The sequence below is a fragment of the Aminobacter sp. BA135 genome (assembly GCF_050859125.1).
GTDB classification, from domain to species: domain Bacteria; phylum Pseudomonadota; class Alphaproteobacteria; order Rhizobiales; family Rhizobiaceae; genus Aminobacter; species Aminobacter ciceronei.
Genome location: NZ_CP139572.1, coordinates 2,986,568 through 3,007,340, shown reverse-complemented (window position 1 = coordinate 3,007,340; position 20,773 = coordinate 2,986,568). Strand labels below are relative to the sequence as shown.

Below are 20,773 nucleotides of genomic sequence, written 5' to 3'. Positions count from 1 at the left end.
CCAGAAATAAAGCAACCAGAGCGCGAATGGAAGCCGACCAATGGGGCTACATCTTCTTGCGGGCTACTTCAGCATGACGAACGGGCCGCGATCTCTCGCGGCCCGCTCCAGATTTAGACGAGCCCTTTGGTGAGCTCCAGCGCCTGGCGTTCGAACAGGCGGCGGTAGATGCCGCCTTCGCGGCGTACCAGCGCCTCGTGCCGGCCCTCCTCGACGATCTCTCCGCGATCGAAGACGAGCAGCCGATCGAGCGCCCTCACCGTCGACAACCGGTGCGCGATGATCAGCGTCGTGCGCCCGACCATCAGGCGCTCCATCGCCTGCTGGATCAGCACCTCCGATTCCGAATCGAGGCTGGATGTCGCCTCGTCGAGAATCAGGATCGGCGCATCGGCCAGGAAGGCACGGGCAATCGCCACGCGCTGGCGCTCGCCGCCCGACAGCTTGACGCCACGCTCACCGACCAGCGTGCCATAACCCTTGGGCAGACGCTGGATGAAATCGTGCGCGCTGGCGAGCTTTGCCGCGTGCTCGATCTCGGCCTGTGTCGCGCCCGGCCTGCTGTAGGCGATGTTCTCGGCCAGCGAGCGGTGGAACAGGATCGGCTCCTGCTGCACGATCGCGATCTGCGAACGCAGCGATGACTGTGTCGCCTTGGCGATGTCCTGCCCGTCGATGGTGATCTTGCCGCCGCCGACATCGTACAGCCGCTGGATCAGCTTGACGAAGGTCGTCTTGCCCGAACCGGAGTGGCCGACGAGACCGACGCGCTCGCCCGGTTTGATCGACACCGAGAAGTCCCGGTAGAGCGGGTTCGCATGCGTGCCGTAGTGGAACGTCACATGCTTGAACTCGATGCCGCCGTCGCCGATCTGGATCTGCTTGGCGCCAGGCCGATCGGCCACACCGAGAGGCTGGCCCTGTATGTCGACGAGTTCTTCCATGTCGTTGACCGAACGCTGCAGGTTGCGGATGTGCATGCCGACATCGCGCAGATAGCCTTGCAGCAGGAAGAACGAGGTCAGCACGAAGGCGATATCGCCTGCACTTGCCTGCCCGCTTGACCACAGGAACAGGGCGAAGCCGATGATCGCGGCGCGCAGCAGAACCAGCGTGACGTTCTGCGACGTACCGTTGATCGTTCCGCGCATCCAGGTGCGCCCCGTGCGGTGACGCCACTTGGCGATCACCTTGGCGAGACGCCCTTCCTCACGCTCCTCGGCGCCAAAGGCCTTGACCACCGAGTTGCAGCTGACGGCGTCGGCCAAGGAGCCGCCGAGACGCGTGTCCCAGCTGTTGGCAAGGCTGGCCGCCGGGGCGACGAAACCGAGCGACATCACCACCGTCTGGGTAATGAAGATCAGCGAGCCTGCGGCAATGATCAGGCCCATCATCGGCCAGTGCCATCCCAGCAGGATGGTCGAGCCGACAAGCATCACGAAGGACGGCAGCAGCGCCACCAGCAGCGTGTCGTTGAGCAGGTCGAGCGCCCACATGCCGCGTGTCACCTTGCGCACCGTCGAGCCGGCGAAGCTGTTGGCGTGCCAGTCGGTCGAGAAGCGCTGGACGCGGTGGAACGCATCCTGGGCGATGTCGGACATCATCTTGAGCGTCAGCTCGATGATGCCGGCAAAGGCGATGTGGCGGAACACCAGCGAGCCAGTGGCCAGCGCAAGCAAGGTGAAGAACGCGGCGAGCGCCGCATTCCATGCCACCTCGTCAGTCGCCGCGCCACTGGCGACGGCGTCGATCAGCCGGCCCGAATAGAGCGGCGTCAACACGTCGGCCATCGTCGAAATGAGCACGGCCGCCGAGATAAGGACGAGCCGGGCCGGTTGGCGTTGCCAGTGCCTGAAAGTGAAGCCTAAAACGCTACGGAAAGCGCCGCCGCGCAGGTCGATACGAAAACGAGCCATGATGCGTTGAGGCGCCGAAACCCGACGCCACCCCTGGAAAAAAGATGTTCAAAGGCGCGACGAATAATTCTTGCTGAATCAGGAAGTCGCGGTACGGCAGCGTCAGATAAAAGGGACGCCGAAGGCGGTTCGCGAGGTCAACGACCTCGGCGTGAACCCCGGGAGGACATGTCATATTCTGGCATTCAGACCTCCCTGTTAGTGGCCGCGAAGAATTTGCTTATATCGAAGCATTTTTGCTTAGCCAACCCCCGCGCTGGACCGAAGCCTGTTGTGCCAGTTTCGCAGGCATCATGGGGTGGCACTTGCGCAACAGATAAGTCCATGCTTATCTCATTTCCATGAACGAATCCGAGATATTCCGCGCCCTGTCCGATCCCACCCGCCGTGCCGTACTGGACCGACTGACAGCAGGCGAGAAAAACGCGACGGAACTACGCCAGGGGCTGGAGATTTCACAGCCAGCGATCTCACAGCACATCGCCGTGCTGCGCGGCGCAGGCTTGATCAAGGAAGCGCGTGCGGGCCGGCATGTGAACTACAGCGTCAACCCCGACGGGCTGCGGCCGCTTTTCGACTGGCTCACCCGCTATCGCAGCTTCTGGCCGGAACGTGTCGAGAGGCTGAAGACACTGCTCAAGGAGATGGACCAATGACGGACGCCCAAAGGCAGGAAGAGACGGACGACACCATCGTCGTCGAATGCGAACTGGAAGCCACGCCTGAAAAGGTCTGGCGCGCGCTGACGGTACCGGAGTTCGTCGCAACCTGGCTCGATGTGCCGGCGGCCGACAAGGTCACCGCTGATACGACCGGCCCGGCCTACCGCATCATCGAGGCTCTGCCGTTCTCGCGCGTTCGCTACGCCTGGAACGACGCAACGGTGAGCGAACCCGAAACGGTCGTGACTTTCGACCTCGAAGCGCAGCCGGACGGCGGCACATGGTTCCGCCTGACCCATAGCGTCGAGACGGCCAGAACCATTGCTTCGCCGGCGAATTCGAACAGCCCGCCGCTGATGCGCGCCGCCGCCTAAGCACAAACAGTCTCCATTGATGAAAGGAATTTCGCGCATGCGCGACACGATGCAACTTGTCCCTATGGTGGTGGAGCAATCGCCGCGCGGCGAACGCTCCTTCGATATTTTTTCCCGGCTGCTGCGCGAGCGGATCGTCTTCCTCAATGGCGAGGTCGACGACAATTCGGCCTCGCTGATCTGCGCGCAGCTGCTGTTCCTTGAGTCGGAAAACCCTACCCGCGAAATCTCGTTCTACATCAACTCCCCGGGCGGCGTGGTCACCAGCGGCTTTGCCATCTATGACACGATGCAGTTCATCCGCTGCCCCGTATCGACTTTGTGCATGGGCACGGCGGGCTCGATGGGCTCGTTCCTGCTGATGGCAGGCGCACCCGGCAGGCGCATCGCCCTGCCCAATGCGAGCGTGATCCTGCACCAGCCCTCCGGCGGCTTCCGTGGCCAGGCCTCCGACATCGAGCGCCATGCCGAAGACATCATCAAGCTCAAGCGGCGCATGACCAGGCTCTATGCCGAGCATTGCGGACGCACCGAGGAAGAAGTGGCGCGCGTGCTCGACCGCGATTACTTCTTCACGGCGGAGGAAGCCAGGGATTGGGGTATCGTCGACCACGTCTATGACCGCCGCGAGACCGTGGAGAGCATATCCGGGAAGTAATCGGCTAAACGCCAACCACGGCTGGTGCCGCCTGAACCTGGCTTCGCGCGCGGATCCGCCGCGAAGCCAGCAGCAGAACAAAGGAAATGGCGAAGCAGTAGACCGCCATCGCCACGATCTGGCCGGGGTAGCTGACGCCGCCGTCGATCAGGAACCCGGTCAGGCCCGGCCCGATTGCCGAAGCGAACACGCCGGCAGAAACGATCAGCGCCCTGATCGAGCCAAGATGCCTGAGGCCATAGACTTCGGGCCATATGGCACCGAACAGCGTCGTCGACAGGCCATTCGAAATGCCGAGCAGCGCCATGAAGCCGAAGGCGCTCCACTGCGCGTCGACAAGGCCCAGCACGAGGCAGGCCAGCCCCAGAGGCAAGAGCACGAAGGGCAGCAGCGAGACGCCGGCAAAGCGGTCGATGAGCTGGCCGACGACAAGCGTGAAGGCGGCGTTGACCACCGCCGTCACCAGAAAGGACGAGGCAAAGACCTCGAGCGACCAGCCACGCAATTCCACCAGATAGACCTGGTGGAAGAACAGGGTCGTCACGATCAGCCCTGGCGCCATGACGCCGAGCAGCAGCACGTAGAAGATCGGATCGCGAACCACCTCGGCGCGCGTCCAGTCGCGCGCGTCGATCTGGCGTGCCACGGGATCGGACGAGCGCGGCTTACGGTCCACGGCGACAAGCAGCACGATCACCGGCAGGGCGATAAAGGCAATCATTGCTGCCGCAAGCAGCCAGCCGCTGCGCCAGCCAACGGAGGCGGCGATCAGCACGAAACCCATCGGGATGATAGCGTCGCCGGCGTTGTGGCCGAGGATGACGGTCGACAGCGCCCGCCCCCTTTGCGCCGAAAACCAGCGCGCCGTTGCGGTGTAGGCGGTGTGCACCATCATGCCCTGGCCAAACAGCCGCAGCAGATAGATGGCGACGAACAGGATGACGAGGTGTTGCGACAGTGCCATCGATGCACTCGCCAGCGCCAGCATCGGCACGATGAACAGCGCCACCTTCTGTGCGCTGTAGCGATCGACGATCTGGCCGAGCCGCGGCAGGCTCAAGGCGCTGGCCAGCGTGGCGACCATGTAAAGCGTGCCGAACTCGCCATGCGACAGCCCATAATCGCGACGGATGTCACCGGCCGACAGCGCGATGAACGAGGTCATGCCGAAGGTCGAAAAGAAGGTGAGCAAGAACCCGCCGGCCAGCCAGCGCGGATTGTCCCGAACGAAGGAGATATAGGACACGCCTCTGGTCTATCCTTGGGCTGTCGGCTGCCTCGACAGGCGCATGTACATGCCGTCAGTCGAGGTCACGAAGCCGAATTGTTCATAGAGGCTGTGCGCGTCCGAGGTTCTGAGCGAGAAGCCGGTCACGGTCGCAAGCTCCGGATGGTCGATGAGCGCTTGGATCAGCTTCTTACCGATGCCGAGGCCGCGCCGCTCAGGCCAGACTATGACGTCGGCGACATAGGCAAAGCAGGCATGGTCGGTGATGGCGCGGGCGAAACCGACCTGCTCGCCGTCGATATAAGCGCCCAGGCACAGCGAATTGGCGAAGGCCCGGCGATGGATGTCGTCGGTCCGGCCCTCGCCCCAATAGCTCGCTTTGATGACGTCCGACGTCTTGTCGAAGTCGATGCGCGATACGTCGAAACTGATCTCGACCTCGGTCATGAACCCTCCGGTCTGCTGGCGGTTTTCAGTTCAGTTCCAGCGACTTAGCCACGATCCCTGAATCTGTTCGTGATCGGGTAGCGGCGATCGCGGCCGAAATTCTTCTTGGTGATCTTCACCCCGGGTGCTGCCTGTCGCCTCTTGTATTCGGCGATGTAGAGCAGGTGTTCGATCCGGTGCACCGTGTCGCGGTCGTGACCGCGCGCGACGATGTCGTCGACGCCCATCTCGTTTTCGACCAGGCATTCGAGGATGTCGTCGAGAACCGGATAGGGCGGCAGCGAATCCTGGTCGGTCTGGTTGGGCCGGAGTTCCGCCGAAGGCGCCTTGTCGATGATATTCTTGGGAATCACCTCGCCCGAGGGGCCGAGCGCGCCGGGCGGCACATGGGTATTGCGCCAGCGCGACAGCGCATAGACCTGCATCTTGTAGAGGTCCTTGATCGGATTGAAGCCGCCATTCATGTCGCCATAGAGCGTGGCATAGCCGACCGACATCTCGCTCTTGTTGCCGGTCGTCACCACCATCGAGCCGAACTTGTTGGACACCGCCATCAGGATCGTGCCGCGGGCGCGGCTCTGCAGGTTCTCTTCGGTGATGCCTTCCTTGGTGCCCTCGAACAGTTGCGTCAGCGCATGCGAGAAACCGTCGACCGGCTCATGGATCGGCACGATATCGTAACGACAGCCGAGCGCACGGGCGCAATCCTCGGCGTCCTTGAGTGAATCCTTGGAGGTGTAGCGATAAGGCATCATGATTGCCCGCAGCCGCTCCTCGCCGAGCGCGTCGACGGCGAGTGCCGCACAGATCGCCGAATCGATGCCGCCGGAAAGGCCAAGCACGACGTTCTTGAAGCCGTTCTTGTTGACGTAATCGCGCAGGCCCAGCAGGCAGGCGCGATAGTCGGCCTCCTCGCGCTCGGGGATCTTCGACATTGGCCCTTCGACGCAGGCCCAGCCTTCATCGCCGCGCTTCCAGGTGGTCATCGCCACCGTCTCTTCGAACTGGCTCATCTGGAACGCCAGCGAATGGTCTGCGTTGATCGCAAACGAGGCGCCGTCGAAGACCAGTTCGTCCTGGCCGCCGAGCTGGTTGGCATAGAGCAGCGGCAGGCCGCTCTCGATCACCTGGCGGATCGCCACCTGGTGGCGCACATCCATCTTGGCGCGGTAGTAGGGCGAGCCGTTGGGCACGAGCAGGATTTCGGCGCCGCTCTCGGCTAGCGTCTCGCAGACGCCGAGATCACCCCAGATATCCTCGCAGATCGGAAGGCCGATGCGCACGCCACGGAAATTGATCGGCCCCGGCATGTCGGGGCCGGGCTGGAACACACGTTTCTCATCGAACTCGCCATAGTTGGGCAGGTCGACCTTGAAGCGCTCGGCAATGATCTTGCCGCCATCGGCGACGACGACCGCATTGTGCACGCCGCTCTTGCGCTTGAGCGGCACGCCGATGATGACGCCGGGGCCGTTGTCTGATGTGTCCTTGGCGAAATCTTCCGCCGCACGCTCGCAGGCAGCCAGGAAGGCCGGCTTGAGCACCAGGTCCTCCGGCGGATAACCGGCGAGGAACAGTTCGGTGAACAACACCAGATCGGCACCCTGTCGCGCCGCGTCCGCCCTCGCCTCGCGCGCCTTGGCAAGATTGCCGTTGATGTCGCCGACCGTCGGGTTGAGCTGGGCCACGGCGATGCGCAGGATGTCGGGAGATTTTTTCGTCATGTCAGCGGTTTAGCCTGCGTTGTGAAGTCGGGCAATCGAGTTCGGTTGGGCCATCATTCGCCCATGTAGCTCGCCAATTCCTCGGCCGGACGGTTGACGCCGATCGACATGGAGAGGATGCGCGAGATATGCGCCCGCGGCAGCTTGGTCGCCTTTGCCCATTCGTTGATCTGAGCCTGCACCTTGGCCTGATCCTTCTTGGAGGACGCTGCCTCGCCGATGTCGAGACCCGCGTCGCGGAAGGCCAGGATCATGTCTTGTGACAGGATGAACGTGTCCCAGCCCAGCCAGCGCAACAGATATTGGCCGGTGTTGCCGCCGAGTCTGCTGCCGTGCTTGCCCAAATAGCCCGTCAGCCCGACCTGGTCGTCGGCCGGCCATGCCGCAAGGAACCTGCCGAAGCTGCCATGCTCCTGCGAGACGCGTTCGACGAAGGCAGCGTTGTCGCGCACCGAGCGGATCTTTTGCGGATTGCGCACGATGCGCTTGTCGGAGGCGAGGTCGTGCCAGAAGTCATCGGGCTGGAACAGAAGCCGCTTCGGCTCGAAATGAAGGAAAGCCTCCTCGAAGCCGGGCCATTTCTGCTCGATGACACGCCAGACGAAACCGGCGGCAAAAACACGCTCCGCCATCGTCGACAGGATCCGGTCGTCAGGGACCTTTGCAAGCGTCCTGTTGTCGAACGCCGGCCCCAGCAGCGACTTCAGCACCGCATCGCCGCCCTTGCGCTCCTCGGCGCGCGCCCTGATCCTGGCGAAGTCCATCATTCCATTCCCCCGCAACCGCATCTTGGCGACATCGCCAGCCATCTTCATATAAGGATTCGTGGCTGCCAAGCAGCCGGTTGGAAAGCGGGGGCGTGCAAATGAACAAGACTGTGGCTGACCTTGCCGGAAGATGGCTGAAGCGCGCACCGGAGCATTTGAGCGAACTCGAGCACAAGGTCCTGCAGAGCGCGATCGATCGGCAGCCGGTTTCGCGCAACGTCAATGACAGTGTCGCTCACAATGAGAGCCTGGGCGAGCGACTTGCCGACGGCATCGCCCGGGTCGGCGGCTCCTGGAGCTTCATCCTCTGCTTCCTCGGTTTCCTCGTCGTCTGGACGGTGCTCAATGCCTGGCTGCTGGGATCCGGCTCGTTCGATCCCTACCCGTTCATCTTCCTCAACCTGATCTTGTCTATGCTCGCGGCAATCCAGGCACCGATCATCATGATGTCGCAGAACCGGCAGGCCGAGCGCGACCGCATCGATGCCTCGCACGACTATGCCGTCAACCTGAAGGCCGAGATCGAGATCATGGCGCTGCACGAGAAACTTGATGAGATCCGCTTCCAGGAGATCATTCTGCTGCGCGAGCAGGTGCAGCAGCTGACAGTCCAGGTCCAGCGCATTGCCGACTCCTCCGCACCTCAGTCGCCCGCTCGATGATCGAAACCCTTCACCACCTCGTCGAGCGCTTCGGGCTTCTCGCCGTCTTCATCGGCTGCATGGCCGAAGGCGAGAGTTTTGCCATCCTCGGCGGCTTCTTCGCCCATCAGCGGTTTTTCGAACCCTGGAACGCCTTTGCCGTGGCCGCGACAGGCGCCTTTCTCGGCGACACGCTGTTCTTCGTCCTTGGACGTCGGTTCTCCAACCACAAATGGGTGAGATTGCTGCGCCGGAGGCCTGGCTTCAGCCATGCCTTCCGCCTGGTGCAGGCGCATCCCAACCTGTTCGTGCTAGGCAACCGCTACGTCTACGGCATGCGACTGGCCGGCGGTATCGCCGCAGGCCTGTCGCGCATCCCGGTCTCGCTGTTTCTGGCCCTCAACGGCCTGTCGGCGCTCGTCTGGGCCGGCATCTTCGTCAGCCTCGGCTACGTATTCGGCCTCGGCGCCGAGCACATCCTCGGCGACACGCTGAAGGCACACCACCGGCTGTTTCTCGGACTTGGCATTGGCATCGCCGTGGCGCTGGGAACCTGGCTCCTGGCCCGCCACATCGCCCGCAGGCAGCCGAAGGATTAGTCCGAGCCCACCAGTTCCCGGTCGCCGCGATCGAGAATGAGCGGGATGATCAGGTCTTCCTCGTCATCCAGATGCCGCGTCAGCATGGCGACAAGCCGCGCATTCTCGTCGGCATAGGCGTCGGCGGCAAAGCGTTGCTTGTCCTCATTTTCCTGCAGCGCCTGGATGAACGCGTTGGCCGAGCTTGCATTGCGCTCCAGCGCCTCATGGATCAGGTGATGGTCGGCGTCGAGGATCTCGAAGCCTCGCTTCAGCCGGCTTTCAGCCTTGGCGAAGACAGGAAAATAGTGATGATCCTCGACATTGTGGTGGCCATCGAGATTGCCGAGGAAATGGTTCAGCCGCGGCGCGAACCAGCGGGCGAATTGCTGCGCGTCCATGCGGCCCTCGCGATAGTCCCCAATGCCTGCGGTCAGCATGCCGCCCAGCTCGCGGAACATGTCGTGACGCTGCAGCCACATCGAGGCCATGCCATGGACGTTGTCGTGGGCGCGCCAGTCCTCGCGCGGATACTTGGCGACCAGCCAACGCAGGTCCTCCGGCAGGCCGGCGCGCGTCTCGAGGTGGTGGATATCGGCCTTGTCAGCCATGTCGGTCTCCTTTGGTAACCGACATGTAGGTACGCGACCTTCAGATCGGAAGCCCGGCCAGGCGCTCGGCGATGGCGTAGACCCAGACGCCCAGCACGATGGCGATCGAGATCAGCACGGCGAGCGAGCCGCAGTCCTTGGCAAGTTGGATGTCGATGTTGAATTCGCGGCTGACGGCGTCGCACGCCGCCTCGATGCCGGTGTTCAGCACCTCGACTGTGATCAGGAACAGGATCGATCCGATCAGCAGCGCGTAGCCGCCCCAGGTGCCTGCCACGAACCAGCCGATCGGCAGGGCTGCGACGAGCAGCATGATTTCCTGCTGGAATGCCGCCTCCGAGCGGATCAGTCGCGAGAATGCCCGCACCGAGTTCTGGAAAGCCTTAACCAGCCGCTCCATGGAATGCCCTTTCAATTCAACCGAAGCGGCATCATTTAGCGGCTCGACGCTCAGTCGAACAGATATGAATCGTTGGCAAAGAAGCCATGATCGACCGAATCGTGCACGCGACGGCCCTTCGCACCCTCACCTGCCGCACCGTAAGCGAAGAAGATCGGCATCAGATGTTCGTCGGTCGGGTGGTTCTCCCCAGGGAAAGGCGCCTTGTCCTTCCAGTGCAGCAGCGCTTCGGTATCGCCGAGCGCCAGCCTGTCGGCGAACCATTCGGTGAACGCATGCACCTTGCCGGCCAGCGCGGGATCGGGTTCGGCACCGCGCCGAAGCCGACTGAAATAGGCGCGCAGATTGTGGGTGATGTGGCCTGAGCCGATCAGCAGTACGCCTTCGTCGCGCAATGGTGCCAGCGCCTTGCCGATGGCATGATGCCAGGCGGCATCGCGACTGGGGTCGATCGACACCTGAACCACGGGAATGTCGGCGTCGGGGAACGCCAGCTTGAGCGGCGTCCATGTGCCGTGGTCATAGCCGCGCTTCTCGAACGTATGCGGCTTCAGGCCGGCTTGATCGAGCATGCCGAACACTCTTTCGGCCAGGGCGGGTTCGCCGACGGCCGGATAGATCATCTTGTAGAGCTCGGGCGCGAAGCCGCCGAAATCGTATATCATGCCCGGCTTGGGGTCCGTCACGACGGCGACGCCGTCGGTCTCGAAATGCGCCGAGACGATCACAATGGCTTTGGGCTTCTCGACGAGACGCGAGAGGGCTTCGAGATAATGGCGCGCCGGTGTGTCGGCCAAAACGATGTCGGGGCCGCCATGCGAAATGAAAAGTGTGGGCAACGAGGTCATGTCATGTCTCCTTGCCCTGAAATATACGCGCTCCTCACTGTTTCGAGCAGAGCGCCGAACCATGACGAAGCGTTCAACAATTGAGAACGATCGTCAGTCTCCGTTCAATCCTCCAGCACTTTGAGCGAAGGCGACGACCGTTCGTATCGCGGCAAGTCGTCATCGATCTCGTAATACGAGCCTTTGTCGGCGATGAAGATGTGATAGCCGCCAACCAGCGACGACGGCTCCTCGAACGAACCGGCCATGATCGAAACGTAGCCTTCGTCGTTCGGCTTCCAGAACATCACCGAGCCGCAACGACTGCAGAAGCCGCGCCGGGCGAAGCTTGACGCGGCAAACCACGTCACGTTCTCACCGCCTTCGATATCGACCATGTCGTCATTGACATTGGTTGCAGCGTAGTAGTGGCCGCTCTGCTTCCGGCACATGTTGCAATGACAGTAGATGACCTCGCGCAGCGCGCCTTTGGCCGTGAAGCGCACCGCCCCACACAAACATGAGCCCTTGTGCAGATTATCCATTGCATACTCCTCCAATTGACCGACAGCCATATTGATCTTGACCGGGGCACAGAACATGAATGTTTGCGACATGATCGATGCTGGCCAATGTTGCGGCCTCGTCTGGCACAGTGGAAATTACACCCTCTGGTAGAAAAATACCGGCAACAAGGCTGGAAATTAAGGAAACCTTAGCCAGCCTAAATTAGAGCTGATTACAAGTGATGGGCGCAGAGGGGACCTGCGCCGCCGCAAGCATTTTATCTCACGCCGCTCGCGCCCCCGTCCGATTGCACGTCAGCCTTCCGGCTGGCCATGCAGACGGCCGTCTGGCCAACTGAAACGGGACATACATGCAGTCTGCAGCCGCCCCGACAGAACGAGGCAACGATATTGCGAGTACTGTCGTGGCGACGATGAGCCAGATGGGCGTCATTGGACTGCCGCGCAATTACGAGATCTTCTACGAAGCGCTGACCGGCACCAACGCGGCCCTCAGCCTGGAGGTCATCGCACTCGGCAATCGTCCGACACAGGAGCAACTCGACCTGATCGGCCAGAAGTTCTTTGCCCAAAACCATGGGCAAGGCATCGTCGAATATGCCCGCGAAATCCTGGCGCGAGAGCTGGAAGGCGTCGCCAACCTGCTGCGCAACGAGCAGACGCATCTGGAGCGTTATGGCAAGGTTCTCGATGAGACGTCGAGCGGCCTGAACAGCCGTACCGCCATGTCGCAGGAACTGCTGCAGAAAATCGTCGGCGTGATGGCGGTTGCCACCGCCTCGAAGATCGATCACGGCAAGCACGTGGCAACCGCGCTGAGCGACAAGTCGAGCGAACTCGAAAGCGTCAAGTCGAAGCTCGAAGAGTACAAGAAGCTTGCCGATACCGATCCCCTCACCCACATCTGGAACCGGCGCGCCTTCGACCGGCGGATCGCCAAGATCTATAACGACAACAGGGGCGTGCTGTTCAGTGCGCTGATCCTGGCCGACATCGACCGTTTCAAGGACATCAACGACCGCCACGGCCACCCTGTGGGTGACAAGATCCTGCGGATCATCGCCAGCATCTTTCAGTCCAGCGTCCACCGCGACATGTTCGTTGCCCGGACCGGCGGTGAGGAGTTCGCGCTGATCGTCGAAGGCACCACTGAGGAAGCCACGTTCGAGATCGCTGACCGCGTTCGCCTTTTGGTTGCGCAGACGCAATTCAAGGATATCCAGCCGGGCGTGAACTGCGGCCAGGTCACCGTTTCGATGGGTGTTTGCATGGCCTCGGATGCCGATAGCGCCGAGGACCTCTACGCCAAGGCCGACCGGGCGCTCTACCGCTCCAAGCTGATCGGCCGCAACCGCGTTACACGCTACTCGACGATCGCCGAGCGCCAGGGCAAGAACTGGATGCTGTACAAGAAGGACTGAGGCGCATCGCCATCCGTTCAAATGAAAAAGGCGCCGGTCAGACCGGCGCCCTCAGACTGCTGACGAACCCCGACGAATTTCGGCGGGGTTTTGTTTTGTGGGTTGATTGAGCTTTTGGCTTGATTTCGGGGAGCAGATGCCAGGGCCGTTGCGAGCCCGCTTTGGCCTCATGCGAGGCTTGGTTTTGGCTTTGGCCAGAGGCTGATTGCGATCTTTTTCATGTTTTGGGCGGCGGCTGCGATCAGGCACTGGCAGGCGACGCGTGTTCGCCCTCGGAAGCGTGCATAGCGATGGCCGAAGAGCTGCTTGGCATCGGCGAAGGATCGCTCGACCGTCTCCTTGCGGCGTCGATAGATCGCCTTGCCCCATGCGGTTAAGCGGTTGGCATCGACCCGCTCGCGGACATCCTGCCAGACATGGCGCGTGATGGTGCGCTCGGCCTTGGCGTTTGATGTGCAAGACGCCAGCAGCGGACAGTTGCGGCAGATCGTCGGGTCGCTCCTGTAGTGGCGATAACCGCCGCGATCTGTGGTGGCGTAAGTGAGCAACTGGCCCTGCGGGCAACGATAGCCGTCAAGGTCCGGCTCATGGACGAAAGCGCCCTTCCTCATCTTGCCAGGCTTTGGCCGGGGCGGGTTGCGATAGCCGACGACACCCTGGATGTTCCTGTCCTCCAGGCCCTTGGCGATGCCTGGCGTGGCATAGCCGGCATCCAGCCCCGCCGCCGTGACGTCGAAGCCGAAACGCTCCACCTGGCGGTCGAGCCGGTCGAGATAGACGATCGAGTCATGCACGTTGGCCGGCGTGGCAAACGTGTCGGTGATGATGCCGAAGCCGCCATCCACCGTGCGGTGATCGAGATAAAAGAAGCCCTTCGGCTTGCCCTCGCGCACCATATAGCCTGCCTCAGGATCGGTGCGCGAGACCTTCGTCTCTTTCACCGCAGGCTGCCGCTCCTGCTCCTTCAGCGCCTTCTGGCCGTGCAGCGCCCGTTCGGCATCGATCGCCCGGTCGAGTTCGCCCCAGTAGTCGGCACGCGACTTGGCGACCATGGCAAGGTCGTACTTGCCCTTGTTGGCATTGGCCTTCAGGTGCGTGCTGTCGGTGTAGAGCACCGTGCCGTCGACCAAGCCTGCCCCGATCGCCTGCTCGACAATGCGGTCGAAGATCGCCTGCGCGATCGTCTCGTCCTGGTAGCGCCGGCGGCGGTTCTGCGACAATGTCGAGGCGTCGAACACCTTGTCCGTCAGCTTCAGCCGCAGGAACCACCGGTAGGCGACATTGACCTCGATCTCTCGCACCAATTGCCGCTCCGAGCGCACCCCGAACAGGTAGCCGATGAACAGCGCCTTGAACATCAAGGTCGGATCGAGTGGCGGGCGACCCGAGTGGCGGGCGACCATTGTCGGCGCAGTAAAGCGGCGCTGTCAGATCGTGGATGAACGAGAAATCGATAACACCATCGATCTTGCGCAGAAGGTGATCAACTGGAACCAGTTGATCAAGCGTGACGATCTCAAGTGCGGTTTGTTCAGGGCCAGCTCGCTTCAACATCACCCACTGAATCACAAACCCCCAACTCTCGCCAGGGGTTTGTCAGCAGTCTGAAGGCGCCGGTCAGACCGGCGCCTTTTCGATTTTGCAACCGCGTTTTGGCGATCAGGCGTTGACGGCTTTCTTCACTGGAGTCGGTGCGCTCTTGCGGAGCAGTTCCGACACGAGGAAAGCGAGCTCGATCGCCTGGTCGGCATTGAGGCGCGGGTCGCAATGGGTATGGTAGCGGTCCTGCAGTTCCTCGGCCGTGATGGCACGGGCGCCACCGGTGCATTCGGTGACGTTGTTTCCGGTCATCTCGACGTGGATGCCGCCCGGGTGCGTGCCCTCTGAGCGGTGGATGTCGAAGAAGCTCTGCACTTCGCTCAGGATGCGGTCGAATGGACGCGTCTTGTAGCCGGCAGCGGTGATCGTGTTGCCGTGCATCGGATCGCACGACCAGACGACCTTGCGGCCTTCCTTTTCGACGGCGCGGATCAGCTTCGGCAGGTGCTCATCGACCTTATCGTGGCCGAAGCGTGCGATCAACGTCAGGCGCCCAGCCTCGTTCTCCGGGTTGAGCAGGTCGATCAGCTTGAGCAGGTTGTCAGGCGTGATCGACGGGCCGCATTTGAGGCCGAGCGGGTTCTTCACGCCGCGGCAGTACTCGACATGCGCGTGGTCGACCTGGCGCGTACGGTCGCCGATCCAGATCATGTGGCCCGAGGTGGCGTACCAGTCGCCCGAGGTCGAGTCGACGCGGGTCAGCGCCTGCTCGTAGCCGAGCAGCAGGGCTTCATGGCTGGTGTAGAAGTCGGTCTCGCGCAGCGCGTAGTTGGTCTCCGAGGTGATGCCGACGGCCTTCATGAAGTCCATCGTCTCGGTGATGCGGTTGGCCAGTGCTTCGTAGCGCTCGCCCTGCGGACTGTTGGAGACGAAGCCGAGCATCCACTTGTGCACGTTCTCCAGGCTGGCATAGCCGCCCTGGGCGAAGGCGCGCAGAAGGTTCAGCGTCGCCGCCGACTGGCGGTAGGCCATCTCCTGGCGCGCCGGATCGGGAATGCGCGACTTCTCGTCGAAAGCCGGGCCATTGATGATGTCGCCGCGGTAGCTCGGCAGCGTCACGTCGCCCTTGGTCTCGTTGTCGGACGAGCGCGGCTTGGCGAACTGGCCGGCGATGCGGCCGACCTTCACCACCGGCTGCGCGCCGGCGAAGGTCAGCACGACCGACATTTGCAGGAAGACGCGGAAGAAGTCGCGGATGTTGTCGGCACCGTGTTCGGCGAAGCTCTCGGCACAGTCGCCGCCCTGGAGCAGGAAGGCTTCGCCATTGGCAACGGCAGCAAGCTGTTTCTTCAGCTTGCGCGCCTCACCTGCAAAAACCAAGGGGGGAAAAGATGCGAGACGAGCTTCCGTTTCCACGAGCGCCGTAGCGTCCGGATAAGCCGGGACCTGCTGGATCGGCATGCTTCTCCAGGAATTCGGGGACCATTTCGTCATGTTCGCACCTAATAAAGTTCGCTAACGGGCACCTCACCCGCGCCACAACCCGCCATTGCGGGAACGCGGCTCTTTACACGATGAGGAGCCCCTAATCTACCCCGGAACACGTCCGAGATCGAACGTTTCCCTGCGGCAGGTCCGAGAGGCGACCACGTCAGTTGTCGACGCGGACGCCGTCCTTCACCAGATAGGTCGGCTTGTACATCGTCACCAGCTCTTCAGCAGCCGTCGGATGCACGGCCATGGTGCGATCGAAGTCGTCCTTGGTGAGCCCTGCCTTGAGCGTAATGCCGAGTAGCTGCGCCATCTCTCCGGCGTCGGGGCCGAGCACGTGAGCGCCCAGGACAAGCCGCGTGTCGCCGTCGACGACCAGCTTCATCAGCATCTTTTCCTGCCTGCCCGACAGCGTGTGGCGCATCGGCCGGAAGCTGGTGCGATAGATCTCCAGATGCCTGAACCGCTTGGCGGCGTCTTCCTCGGAGAGACCGACGGTGCCAATCTCGGGCTGCGAGAACACAGCTGTCGGGATGCAATCGTGGTCCGGCTCAGTCGGATTGTCCTTGAACGCCGTTTCGACGAAGCACATTGCCTCATGGATGGCGACAGGGGTCAGCTGGACGCGATTGGTGACGTCGCCGACGGCCCAGATGTTGTCGGCGCTGGTGCGCGAATACCGGTCGACGACGATCGCGCCCTGCTTGTCCATCTCAACGCCGGCGGCCTCGAGGCCGAGGTTCTCGGTGTTGGGTGTGCGGCCGATCGCGAGCAGAACCTGGTCGACGGTGAGCATCTGGCCGGTGTTCAGTGTGACGTCGAGACGGCCATCGCCGCGCTTGCTGACGTCCTGCGAAACCGAATGCAGCAAGATCTTGATGCCCTTCTGCTCCATCGTCTCGTGCAAGGTGCGGCGCAGGTCCATGTCGAAGCGGCTGAGGATTTCCTTGCCGCGATAAACCAGCGTGGTGTCGACACCGAGGCCATGGAAGATGTTGGCAAATTCGACAGCGATATAGCCGCCGCCCTCGATCATGATCGCCTTGGGCAGTTCGGGGAGGTCGAACACTTCGTTCGAATAGATGCAGTGCTCATGCCCCGGCAGTGCGGGATGCACCGCAGCCCGTCCGCCGGTTGCGATCAGGATCTGATCGGCGGTGACGGTGCGGTTTTCATCGACGATCCGGATCGTGTGGCTGTCGACCAGTTCGGCACGCGAATGGATCGTCTCGCCGCCGGAACCTTCGACATTGCGCTTGTAGATCGCCTCGAGCCGCGAAATCTCGCGCTCCTTGTTGGCTACAAGCGCCTTCCAGTCGAACTTGGCCTCGCCGACCGTCCAGCCGTAACCGGCAGCATCTTCGAAATGCTCGGGAAATTGCGAGGCGTAGACATAGAGCTTCTTGGGCACGCAGCCCCTGATGACACAGGTGCCGCCGAAACGGAACTCTTCAGCAAGTGCGACGCGCTTGCCGAGTGCGGCCGCAACACGTGCCGCACGCACACCGCCCGAGCCGCCACCGATGACGAAGAGATCGTAGTCGTACTGGGCCATGGGTGTCCTTCCTGCGGGAGAGCAGCACGCCAACGACGCGCGCCGCTCTTCTAAGTCCTTGAAACTGCGCACCGCACGGGATGCGCCTGTGATGCGGTCACAGGTAGTGGCAGAGACATCAAAAGAAAAGCCCGGCGAATGCCGGGCTTTTGCATCGTGACCGTTGGTCGCGGCGGATCAGTTCGCCGGTGCTGCCGGGGCTGCAGGCGCAGCACCCTCGGCCGGAGCCTTGGTACCGATGACTGCCTTGAGCTGCTCACCCACCTGCTCGGCGAGATCGCGCGCGATGCCGTTCTGCCAGATCTCGGCAGCCTTGACCAATTCGCGCGAGGCGATCGGGCCGTTCTCGATCAGCTTCTTGCCGGCTTCCGAATTGTAGAAAGCAGCAATGTCGTTGAGGTTCTGTTCGGAGAACGACTTTGCGTAGGCGAGCGCCGATTCCTTTTCGAGATCGGCACGGCGGGCGGCCAGCGCCAGCGTCTTTTCGTCGACGGTCTGGGTGATCACTTCCTGCATATCCGGATTCTGCTGGATCAGCTGCTGCTTAAGTGCCGCGGCTGCCTGCGGCAGGATCGAATCGAAAGAGTCGGTCGCGTGGATCGAAGCGATCGCAGCATGTGCTGCCTTGAGGTGGGATTCGCTGATTTCCTGCGCCTGGGCCGAGAATGCGACGGCCGCGAATGCCGAAGCCGCCACCATGACGGAGAAGCGGCGAAGCCGGTTTGTCGAAATCATGATGAATAGAACTCCTGTTTAGCGTGCCGGATGAACGGTTCTGACCCCGTCCGAGCCGGCGATGACGGCAACGGTGGCCAGCCCCAGAAAGAGACCGTGCTCCACGACGCCAGGAATGGCGTGCAGGGCATCCGAAAGCGCTCTTGTATCTGGAATGCGGCCAAAAGATGCATCGATAATGAAATGTCCACCGTCGGTTACGAAGGTCTCGCCGCCGACTTTGCGCAGCACCAAAGGCCCCGAAAGCCCGAGCTTTTCCGCAGCTCTCGCGATAGCGATCTCGGTGGCCTTGAGGCCGAACGGATTGACCTCGATCGGCAGCGGGAAGCGCCCCAGCGTGTCGACGAGCTTGGTCTGGTCGGCGATGACGACCATGCGCGTCGACGCCGCGGCCACGATCTTCTCGCGCAGCAGCGCGCCGCCGCCGCCCTTGACCAGCGTCAGCTGCGGATCGATCTCGTCGGCACCGTCGATGGTGAGGTCGAGCTCAGGCGTCTCGTCGAGCGTCGACAGCGGAACCGACAGCTCGCGGCAAAGGGTTGCGGTGCGTTCAGACGTCGGCACGCCGATGATCTGCATGCCGTCAGCTACCTTCTCGGCCAGCAGCCTGACGAACTCCTCGGCCGTCGAACCGGTACCTATGCCAAGCCGCATTCCGCTCTCGACATACCCCAAGGCAGCGCGCGCCGCCTCGATCTTCAAAGCCTTGGCATCCATGACTTGTTCGCAAAATCCTCGAATATCAGGCTTGGCTCCTAGCATTTTTGCCCGTTGGGTCAAAGGCTTTATGGCCGGGCTTGCGTCCTGCCGGGTCCAAGGCTATCGCCTCTTGCAATGCACAACTCCACAAAAGGCGGAGCCATGTCCAAGCCGATCATCGTTTTCGACCTCGACGGGACGCTCGTCGACACCGCCCCCGACCTTTTGGACAGCCTCAATCACACGCTCGTCGCCGGCGGCCTCGCCGAAGTCGACGACCGGGCGTTCCGCCGCTTCGTCGGCCAAGGCGGCCGCATCATGATCGAGCGCGCCTACAACGCCCAGCAAAAGCAGCTGGCCAGCGTGGAGCACGACCGCCTGCACGACATCTTCCTCGATCACTACACGGTCAATATTCCGGGTCGCTCGCTGCCTTATCCCGGCGTGGTCGCCGCGATGGACCGCTTCACTGATGCCGGCTACCTGCTCGCCGTCTGCACCAACAAGTACGAAAACCTGGCCAAGGGGCTCATCCATGCGCTCGGCCTGTCCGATCGTTTCGCCGCCATCACCGGCCCGGAAACCTTCGGCATCCGCAAGCCCGATCCGCGGCACCTTACCGAAACCATTGCCAAGGCCGGCGGCGACGCGTCCCGCGCCGTCATGGTCGGCGATTCGGTCACCGACATCGACACGGCAAAGGCCGCCGGCATTCCTGTGGTTGCCGTCGATTTCGGCTACACCGACCGTCATGTCAGCGAATATGAGCCGTCGGTGGTCATCTCGCACTACGACGAACTGACGCTTGGCATGGCCCAGAAGCTGATAGAGGCGGCAAGTCGCTAAAGCCGCCTTGACACCACTCCCACCCCTCCCCTATATCGCCGTCACGTTCGGCTCTCGGGCCTCGGACGGGCGATTAGCTCAGCGGGAGAGCACACCCTTCACACGGGTGGGGTCATAGGTTCAATCCCTATATCGCCCACCATTACCTTGGCCCCTCCGCAGCCGTCTCCAAGCAATACGCACAGTCATGCCAAACGATGCCGGAACGTGTACGATTCTGGCATCGAATTGATATGGCCCGTTCTCCTTCCGCAGATCTATCGACGCGCAAGGAGATGTCATGAGCGAAGATTGGGAAGTGTGACCCGAGCCGCTGGCTGAAAACGTGCTGTTGGCCGAGGGCCATACGATCATCTGGCGACCGAAGGTCAAGCTACCCTGGCGATTGCCAGCACGGCCGTCCCGCGTGTTGATCGAACATGATGTGTTCTGGCCGGCTGCAAGTGCGAGAGGGACCGCACGCGGTTACACTTACCACGTGAAGGCGGTCGGTGATCAGGCGGACGATCCAGTTGAGCGTGCCGTCGAGCCTGGCCGCCGCCGCGCCTGGCGGACTGGGAGCCTGAACCAAGCTGGCGCTATGGAAAAACCGGTCCCTCTGGTTCGGGCTCAGTCGGCGTCACAGGCTTTTCCCTGACCTGCCTCTCCGGCCGATCGCTGCCTTCAGCTGGCTTTGCCGCACGCCCGCAGTTATCGCTCTTTCGATAGGTGGCAGCGCCGCCCGTTTCGGTTTCGCACCGCCGCCTATCGGTCTGGCAGGCCGTCAACAGCATAAGTGACGCAAGGACGAGAATAATCTTCAGTACAGAAGGCATGCATTCCTCCAGACATACAGCGAACCCTTGCCGGCACCTTAGGTACAGCACATTACCACAAGATTATATTGTCACATAATTTTCAAATAACATCACGTAATACGCATAAGAATATTTTCCACTGCATCTTTACTCCCAGTCAGAACGCCAAATCACAGTTCGATATCCGAATACATAACCGAACAACGGCAATGCCGCTCTCCCTTACACGTCCCGGATCACTGGCGACGAACACTACGCTACCTGCCCCGATCAGGAGACAAACGCAGTCTCCGACAAGATGGGACCAGAATTCGTCGTTTCGCCGTTACG

At 62.0% G+C, this 20,773-nt stretch carries 20 protein-coding genes, 1 tRNA gene and 1 pseudogene; 8 read left to right on the top strand and 14 right to left on the bottom strand.

The window, feature by feature from the left end:
- Positions 1-113: 113 nt before the first annotated feature.
- The gene (locus SLT36_RS14625; RefSeq protein WP_432283303.1) at positions 114-1,916 is read right to left on the bottom strand and encodes an ABC transporter ATP-binding protein; all 1,803 of its coding nucleotides are present in this window, start codon (positions 1,914-1,916) and stop codon (positions 114-116) included.
- 341 nt (positions 1,917-2,257) lie between these two features.
- On the opposite strand from SLT36_RS14625, the gene SLT36_RS14620 reads away from it, so the two are divergent.
- From SLT36_RS14620 to SLT36_RS14610, 3 genes are read left to right on the top strand one after another with little or no spacing between them, the layout of a single operon-like run.
- Positions 2,258-2,572 (top strand): ArsR/SmtB family transcription factor, encoded by a 315-nt coding sequence (locus SLT36_RS14620; protein ID WP_067962565.1) that lies wholly within the window; start codon positions 2,258-2,260, stop codon positions 2,570-2,572.
- Complete coding sequence (locus SLT36_RS14615) at positions 2,569-2,952, top strand: SRPBCC family protein (RefSeq protein WP_067962567.1); 384 nt, start codon at positions 2,569-2,571, stop codon at positions 2,950-2,952. Before SLT36_RS14620 ends, SLT36_RS14615 begins: the two co-directional genes overlap by 4 nt.
- 37 nt (positions 2,953-2,989) lie before the next feature.
- The gene (locus SLT36_RS14610) at positions 2,990-3,610 is read left to right on the top strand and encodes an ATP-dependent Clp protease proteolytic subunit (RefSeq protein ID WP_067962570.1); all 621 of its coding nucleotides are present in this window, start codon (positions 2,990-2,992) and stop codon (positions 3,608-3,610) included.
- A 4-nt stretch (positions 3,611-3,614) separates the two neighbouring features.
- Here SLT36_RS14610 and SLT36_RS14605 read toward each other — a convergent pair whose 3' ends face one another.
- Genes SLT36_RS14605 through SLT36_RS14590 form a run of 4 tightly spaced genes read right to left on the bottom strand, consistent with a single transcriptional unit; the run spans position 3,615 to position 7,776 of the window.
- The gene (locus tag SLT36_RS14605; protein ID WP_432283302.1) at positions 3,615-4,856 is read right to left on the bottom strand and encodes an MFS transporter; all 1,242 of its coding nucleotides are present in this window, start codon (positions 4,854-4,856) and stop codon (positions 3,615-3,617) included.
- 9 nt (positions 4,857-4,865) lie between these two features.
- Positions 4,866-5,285, bottom strand: a complete 420-nt coding sequence (locus SLT36_RS14600) for a GNAT family N-acetyltransferase (RefSeq protein WP_432283301.1) — start codon at positions 5,283-5,285, stop codon at positions 4,866-4,868.
- 44 nt (positions 5,286-5,329) lie between these two features.
- On the bottom strand, positions 5,330-7,009 hold the full coding sequence (locus SLT36_RS14595) for an NAD+ synthase (RefSeq protein WP_432283300.1): 1,680 nt from the start codon (positions 7,007-7,009) through the stop codon (positions 5,330-5,332).
- Positions 7,010-7,062: 53 nt separating this feature from the next.
- Complete coding sequence (locus SLT36_RS14590) at positions 7,063-7,776, bottom strand: DNA-3-methyladenine glycosylase I (protein ID WP_432283299.1); 714 nt, start codon at positions 7,774-7,776, stop codon at positions 7,063-7,065.
- 98 nt (positions 7,777-7,874) lie between these two features.
- On the opposite strand from SLT36_RS14590, the gene SLT36_RS14585 reads away from it, so the two are divergent.
- On the top strand, positions 7,875-8,438 hold the full coding sequence (locus tag SLT36_RS14585; protein ID WP_432283298.1) for a DUF1003 domain-containing protein: 564 nt from the start codon (positions 7,875-7,877) through the stop codon (positions 8,436-8,438).
- Positions 8,435-9,016 (top strand): DedA family protein, encoded by a 582-nt coding sequence (locus SLT36_RS14580; RefSeq protein WP_432283297.1) that lies wholly within the window; start codon positions 8,435-8,437, stop codon positions 9,014-9,016. Before SLT36_RS14585 ends, SLT36_RS14580 begins: the two co-directional genes overlap by 4 nt.
- On the opposite strand, the gene SLT36_RS14575 is transcribed toward SLT36_RS14580, so the two are convergent.
- The 4 genes from SLT36_RS14575 to SLT36_RS14560 all read right to left on the bottom strand — a co-directional run bounded on the left by SLT36_RS14575 (position 9,013) and on the right by SLT36_RS14560 (position 11,378).
- Positions 9,013-9,606, bottom strand: a complete 594-nt coding sequence (locus tag SLT36_RS14575; protein ID WP_432283296.1) for a hemerythrin domain-containing protein — start codon at positions 9,604-9,606, stop codon at positions 9,013-9,015. The two genes, SLT36_RS14580 and SLT36_RS14575, sit on opposite strands and share 4 nt — an antisense overlap.
- 40 nt (positions 9,607-9,646) lie before the next feature.
- The gene (locus SLT36_RS14570; RefSeq protein ID WP_432283295.1) at positions 9,647-10,006 is read right to left on the bottom strand and encodes a diacylglycerol kinase; all 360 of its coding nucleotides are present in this window, start codon (positions 10,004-10,006) and stop codon (positions 9,647-9,649) included.
- A 50-nt stretch (positions 10,007-10,056) separates the two neighbouring features.
- Positions 10,057-10,854, bottom strand: coding sequence for a DODA-type extradiol aromatic ring-opening family dioxygenase (locus SLT36_RS14565; RefSeq protein WP_432283294.1), 798 nt, complete (start codon positions 10,852-10,854; stop codon positions 10,057-10,059).
- Positions 10,855-10,958: 104 nt separating this feature from the next.
- Positions 10,959-11,378, bottom strand: coding sequence for a GFA family protein (locus SLT36_RS14560; RefSeq protein ID WP_432283293.1), 420 nt, complete (start codon positions 11,376-11,378; stop codon positions 10,959-10,961).
- Between the two features lie 395 nt (positions 11,379-11,773).
- On the opposite strand from SLT36_RS14560, the gene SLT36_RS14555 reads away from it, so the two are divergent.
- A complete protein-coding gene (locus SLT36_RS14555) occupies positions 11,774-12,781 on the top strand; it encodes a GGDEF domain-containing protein (RefSeq protein ID WP_432288346.1) in 1,008 nt (335 codons plus the stop codon).
- Between the two features lie 167 nt (positions 12,782-12,948).
- On the opposite strand, the pseudogene SLT36_RS14550 reads toward SLT36_RS14555, so the two are convergent.
- The 5 genes and pseudogenes from SLT36_RS14550 to rpiA form a co-directional block, all read right to left on the bottom strand.
- Positions 12,949-14,335, bottom strand: a pseudogene (locus SLT36_RS14550) (IS1182 family transposase).
- A gap of 105 nt (positions 14,336-14,440) precedes the next feature.
- The gene (locus SLT36_RS14545) at positions 14,441-15,814 is read right to left on the bottom strand and encodes a class II 3-deoxy-7-phosphoheptulonate synthase (RefSeq protein ID WP_432283292.1); all 1,374 of its coding nucleotides are present in this window, start codon (positions 15,812-15,814) and stop codon (positions 14,441-14,443) included.
- Positions 15,815-15,971: 157 nt separating this feature from the next.
- Complete coding sequence (gor, locus tag SLT36_RS14540; RefSeq protein WP_067961298.1) at positions 15,972-17,366, bottom strand: glutathione-disulfide reductase; 1,395 nt, start codon at positions 17,364-17,366, stop codon at positions 15,972-15,974.
- Between the two features lie 177 nt (positions 17,367-17,543).
- On the bottom strand, positions 17,544-18,101 hold the full coding sequence (locus tag SLT36_RS14535) for a DUF2059 domain-containing protein (protein WP_432283291.1): 558 nt from the start codon (positions 18,099-18,101) through the stop codon (positions 17,544-17,546).
- An 18-nt stretch (positions 18,102-18,119) separates the two neighbouring features.
- Entirely contained in the window at positions 18,120-18,818 is a 699-nt protein-coding gene (gene rpiA / locus SLT36_RS14530) for a ribose-5-phosphate isomerase RpiA (RefSeq protein WP_432283290.1), read from the bottom strand.
- Between the two features lie 144 nt (positions 18,819-18,962).
- On the opposite strand from rpiA, the gene SLT36_RS14525 reads away from it, so the two are divergent.
- On the top strand, positions 18,963-19,646 hold the full coding sequence (locus SLT36_RS14525) for a phosphoglycolate phosphatase (RefSeq protein ID WP_432283289.1): 684 nt from the start codon (positions 18,963-18,965) through the stop codon (positions 19,644-19,646).
- A gap of 67 nt (positions 19,647-19,713) precedes the next feature.
- Positions 19,714-19,788: transfer RNA gene (locus SLT36_RS14520), tRNA-Val, on the top strand.
- Positions 19,789-20,773: the final 985 nt, after the last annotated feature.

What these genes read in the sequence shown, in the direction of transcription:
- SLT36_RS14625 (WP_432283303.1), bottom strand. Translation starts at nt 1,916, where the DNA reads ATGGCTCGTTTTCGTATCGACCTGCGCGGCGGCGCTTTCCGTAGCGTT.
- SLT36_RS14620 (WP_067962565.1), top strand. Translation starts at nt 2,258, where the DNA reads ATGAACGAATCCGAGATATTCCGCGCCCTGTCCGATCCCACCCGCCGT.
- SLT36_RS14615 (WP_067962567.1), top strand. Translation starts at nt 2,569, where the DNA reads ATGACGGACGCCCAAAGGCAGGAAGAGACGGACGACACCATCGTCGTC.
- SLT36_RS14610 (WP_067962570.1), top strand. Translation starts at nt 2,990, where the DNA reads ATGCGCGACACGATGCAACTTGTCCCTATGGTGGTGGAGCAATCGCCG.
- SLT36_RS14600 (WP_432283301.1), bottom strand. Translation starts at nt 5,285, where the DNA reads ATGACCGAGGTCGAGATCAGTTTCGACGTATCGCGCATCGACTTCGAC.
- SLT36_RS14595 (WP_432283300.1), bottom strand. Translation starts at nt 7,009, where the DNA reads ATGACGAAAAAATCTCCCGACATCCTGCGCATCGCCGTGGCCCAGCTC.
- SLT36_RS14590 (WP_432283299.1), bottom strand. Translation starts at nt 7,776, where the DNA reads ATGATGGACTTCGCCAGGATCAGGGCGCGCGCCGAGGAGCGCAAGGGC.
- SLT36_RS14585 (WP_432283298.1), top strand. Translation starts at nt 7,875, where the DNA reads ATGAACAAGACTGTGGCTGACCTTGCCGGAAGATGGCTGAAGCGCGCA.
- SLT36_RS14580 (WP_432283297.1), top strand. Translation starts at nt 8,435, where the DNA reads ATGATCGAAACCCTTCACCACCTCGTCGAGCGCTTCGGGCTTCTCGCC.
- SLT36_RS14575 (WP_432283296.1), bottom strand. Translation starts at nt 9,606, where the DNA reads ATGGCTGACAAGGCCGATATCCACCACCTCGAGACGCGCGCCGGCCTG.
- SLT36_RS14570 (WP_432283295.1), bottom strand. Translation starts at nt 10,006, where the DNA reads ATGGAGCGGCTGGTTAAGGCTTTCCAGAACTCGGTGCGGGCATTCTCG.
- SLT36_RS14565 (WP_432283294.1), bottom strand. Translation starts at nt 10,854, where the DNA reads ATGACCTCGTTGCCCACACTTTTCATTTCGCATGGCGGCCCCGACATC.
- SLT36_RS14560 (WP_432283293.1), bottom strand. Translation starts at nt 11,378, where the DNA reads ATGGATAATCTGCACAAGGGCTCATGTTTGTGTGGGGCGGTGCGCTTC.
- SLT36_RS14555 (WP_432288346.1), top strand. Translation starts at nt 11,774, where the DNA reads ATGAGCCAGATGGGCGTCATTGGACTGCCGCGCAATTACGAGATCTTC.
- SLT36_RS14545 (WP_432283292.1), bottom strand. Translation starts at nt 15,814, where the DNA reads ATGACGAAATGGTCCCCGAATTCCTGGAGAAGCATGCCGATCCAGCAG.
- gor (WP_067961298.1), bottom strand. Translation starts at nt 17,366, where the DNA reads ATGGCCCAGTACGACTACGATCTCTTCGTCATCGGTGGCGGCTCGGGC.
- SLT36_RS14535 (WP_432283291.1), bottom strand. Translation starts at nt 18,101, where the DNA reads ATGATTTCGACAAACCGGCTTCGCCGCTTCTCCGTCATGGTGGCGGCT.
- rpiA (WP_432283290.1), bottom strand. Translation starts at nt 18,818, where the DNA reads ATGGATGCCAAGGCTTTGAAGATCGAGGCGGCGCGCGCTGCCTTGGGG.
- SLT36_RS14525 (WP_432283289.1), top strand. Translation starts at nt 18,963, where the DNA reads ATGTCCAAGCCGATCATCGTTTTCGACCTCGACGGGACGCTCGTCGAC.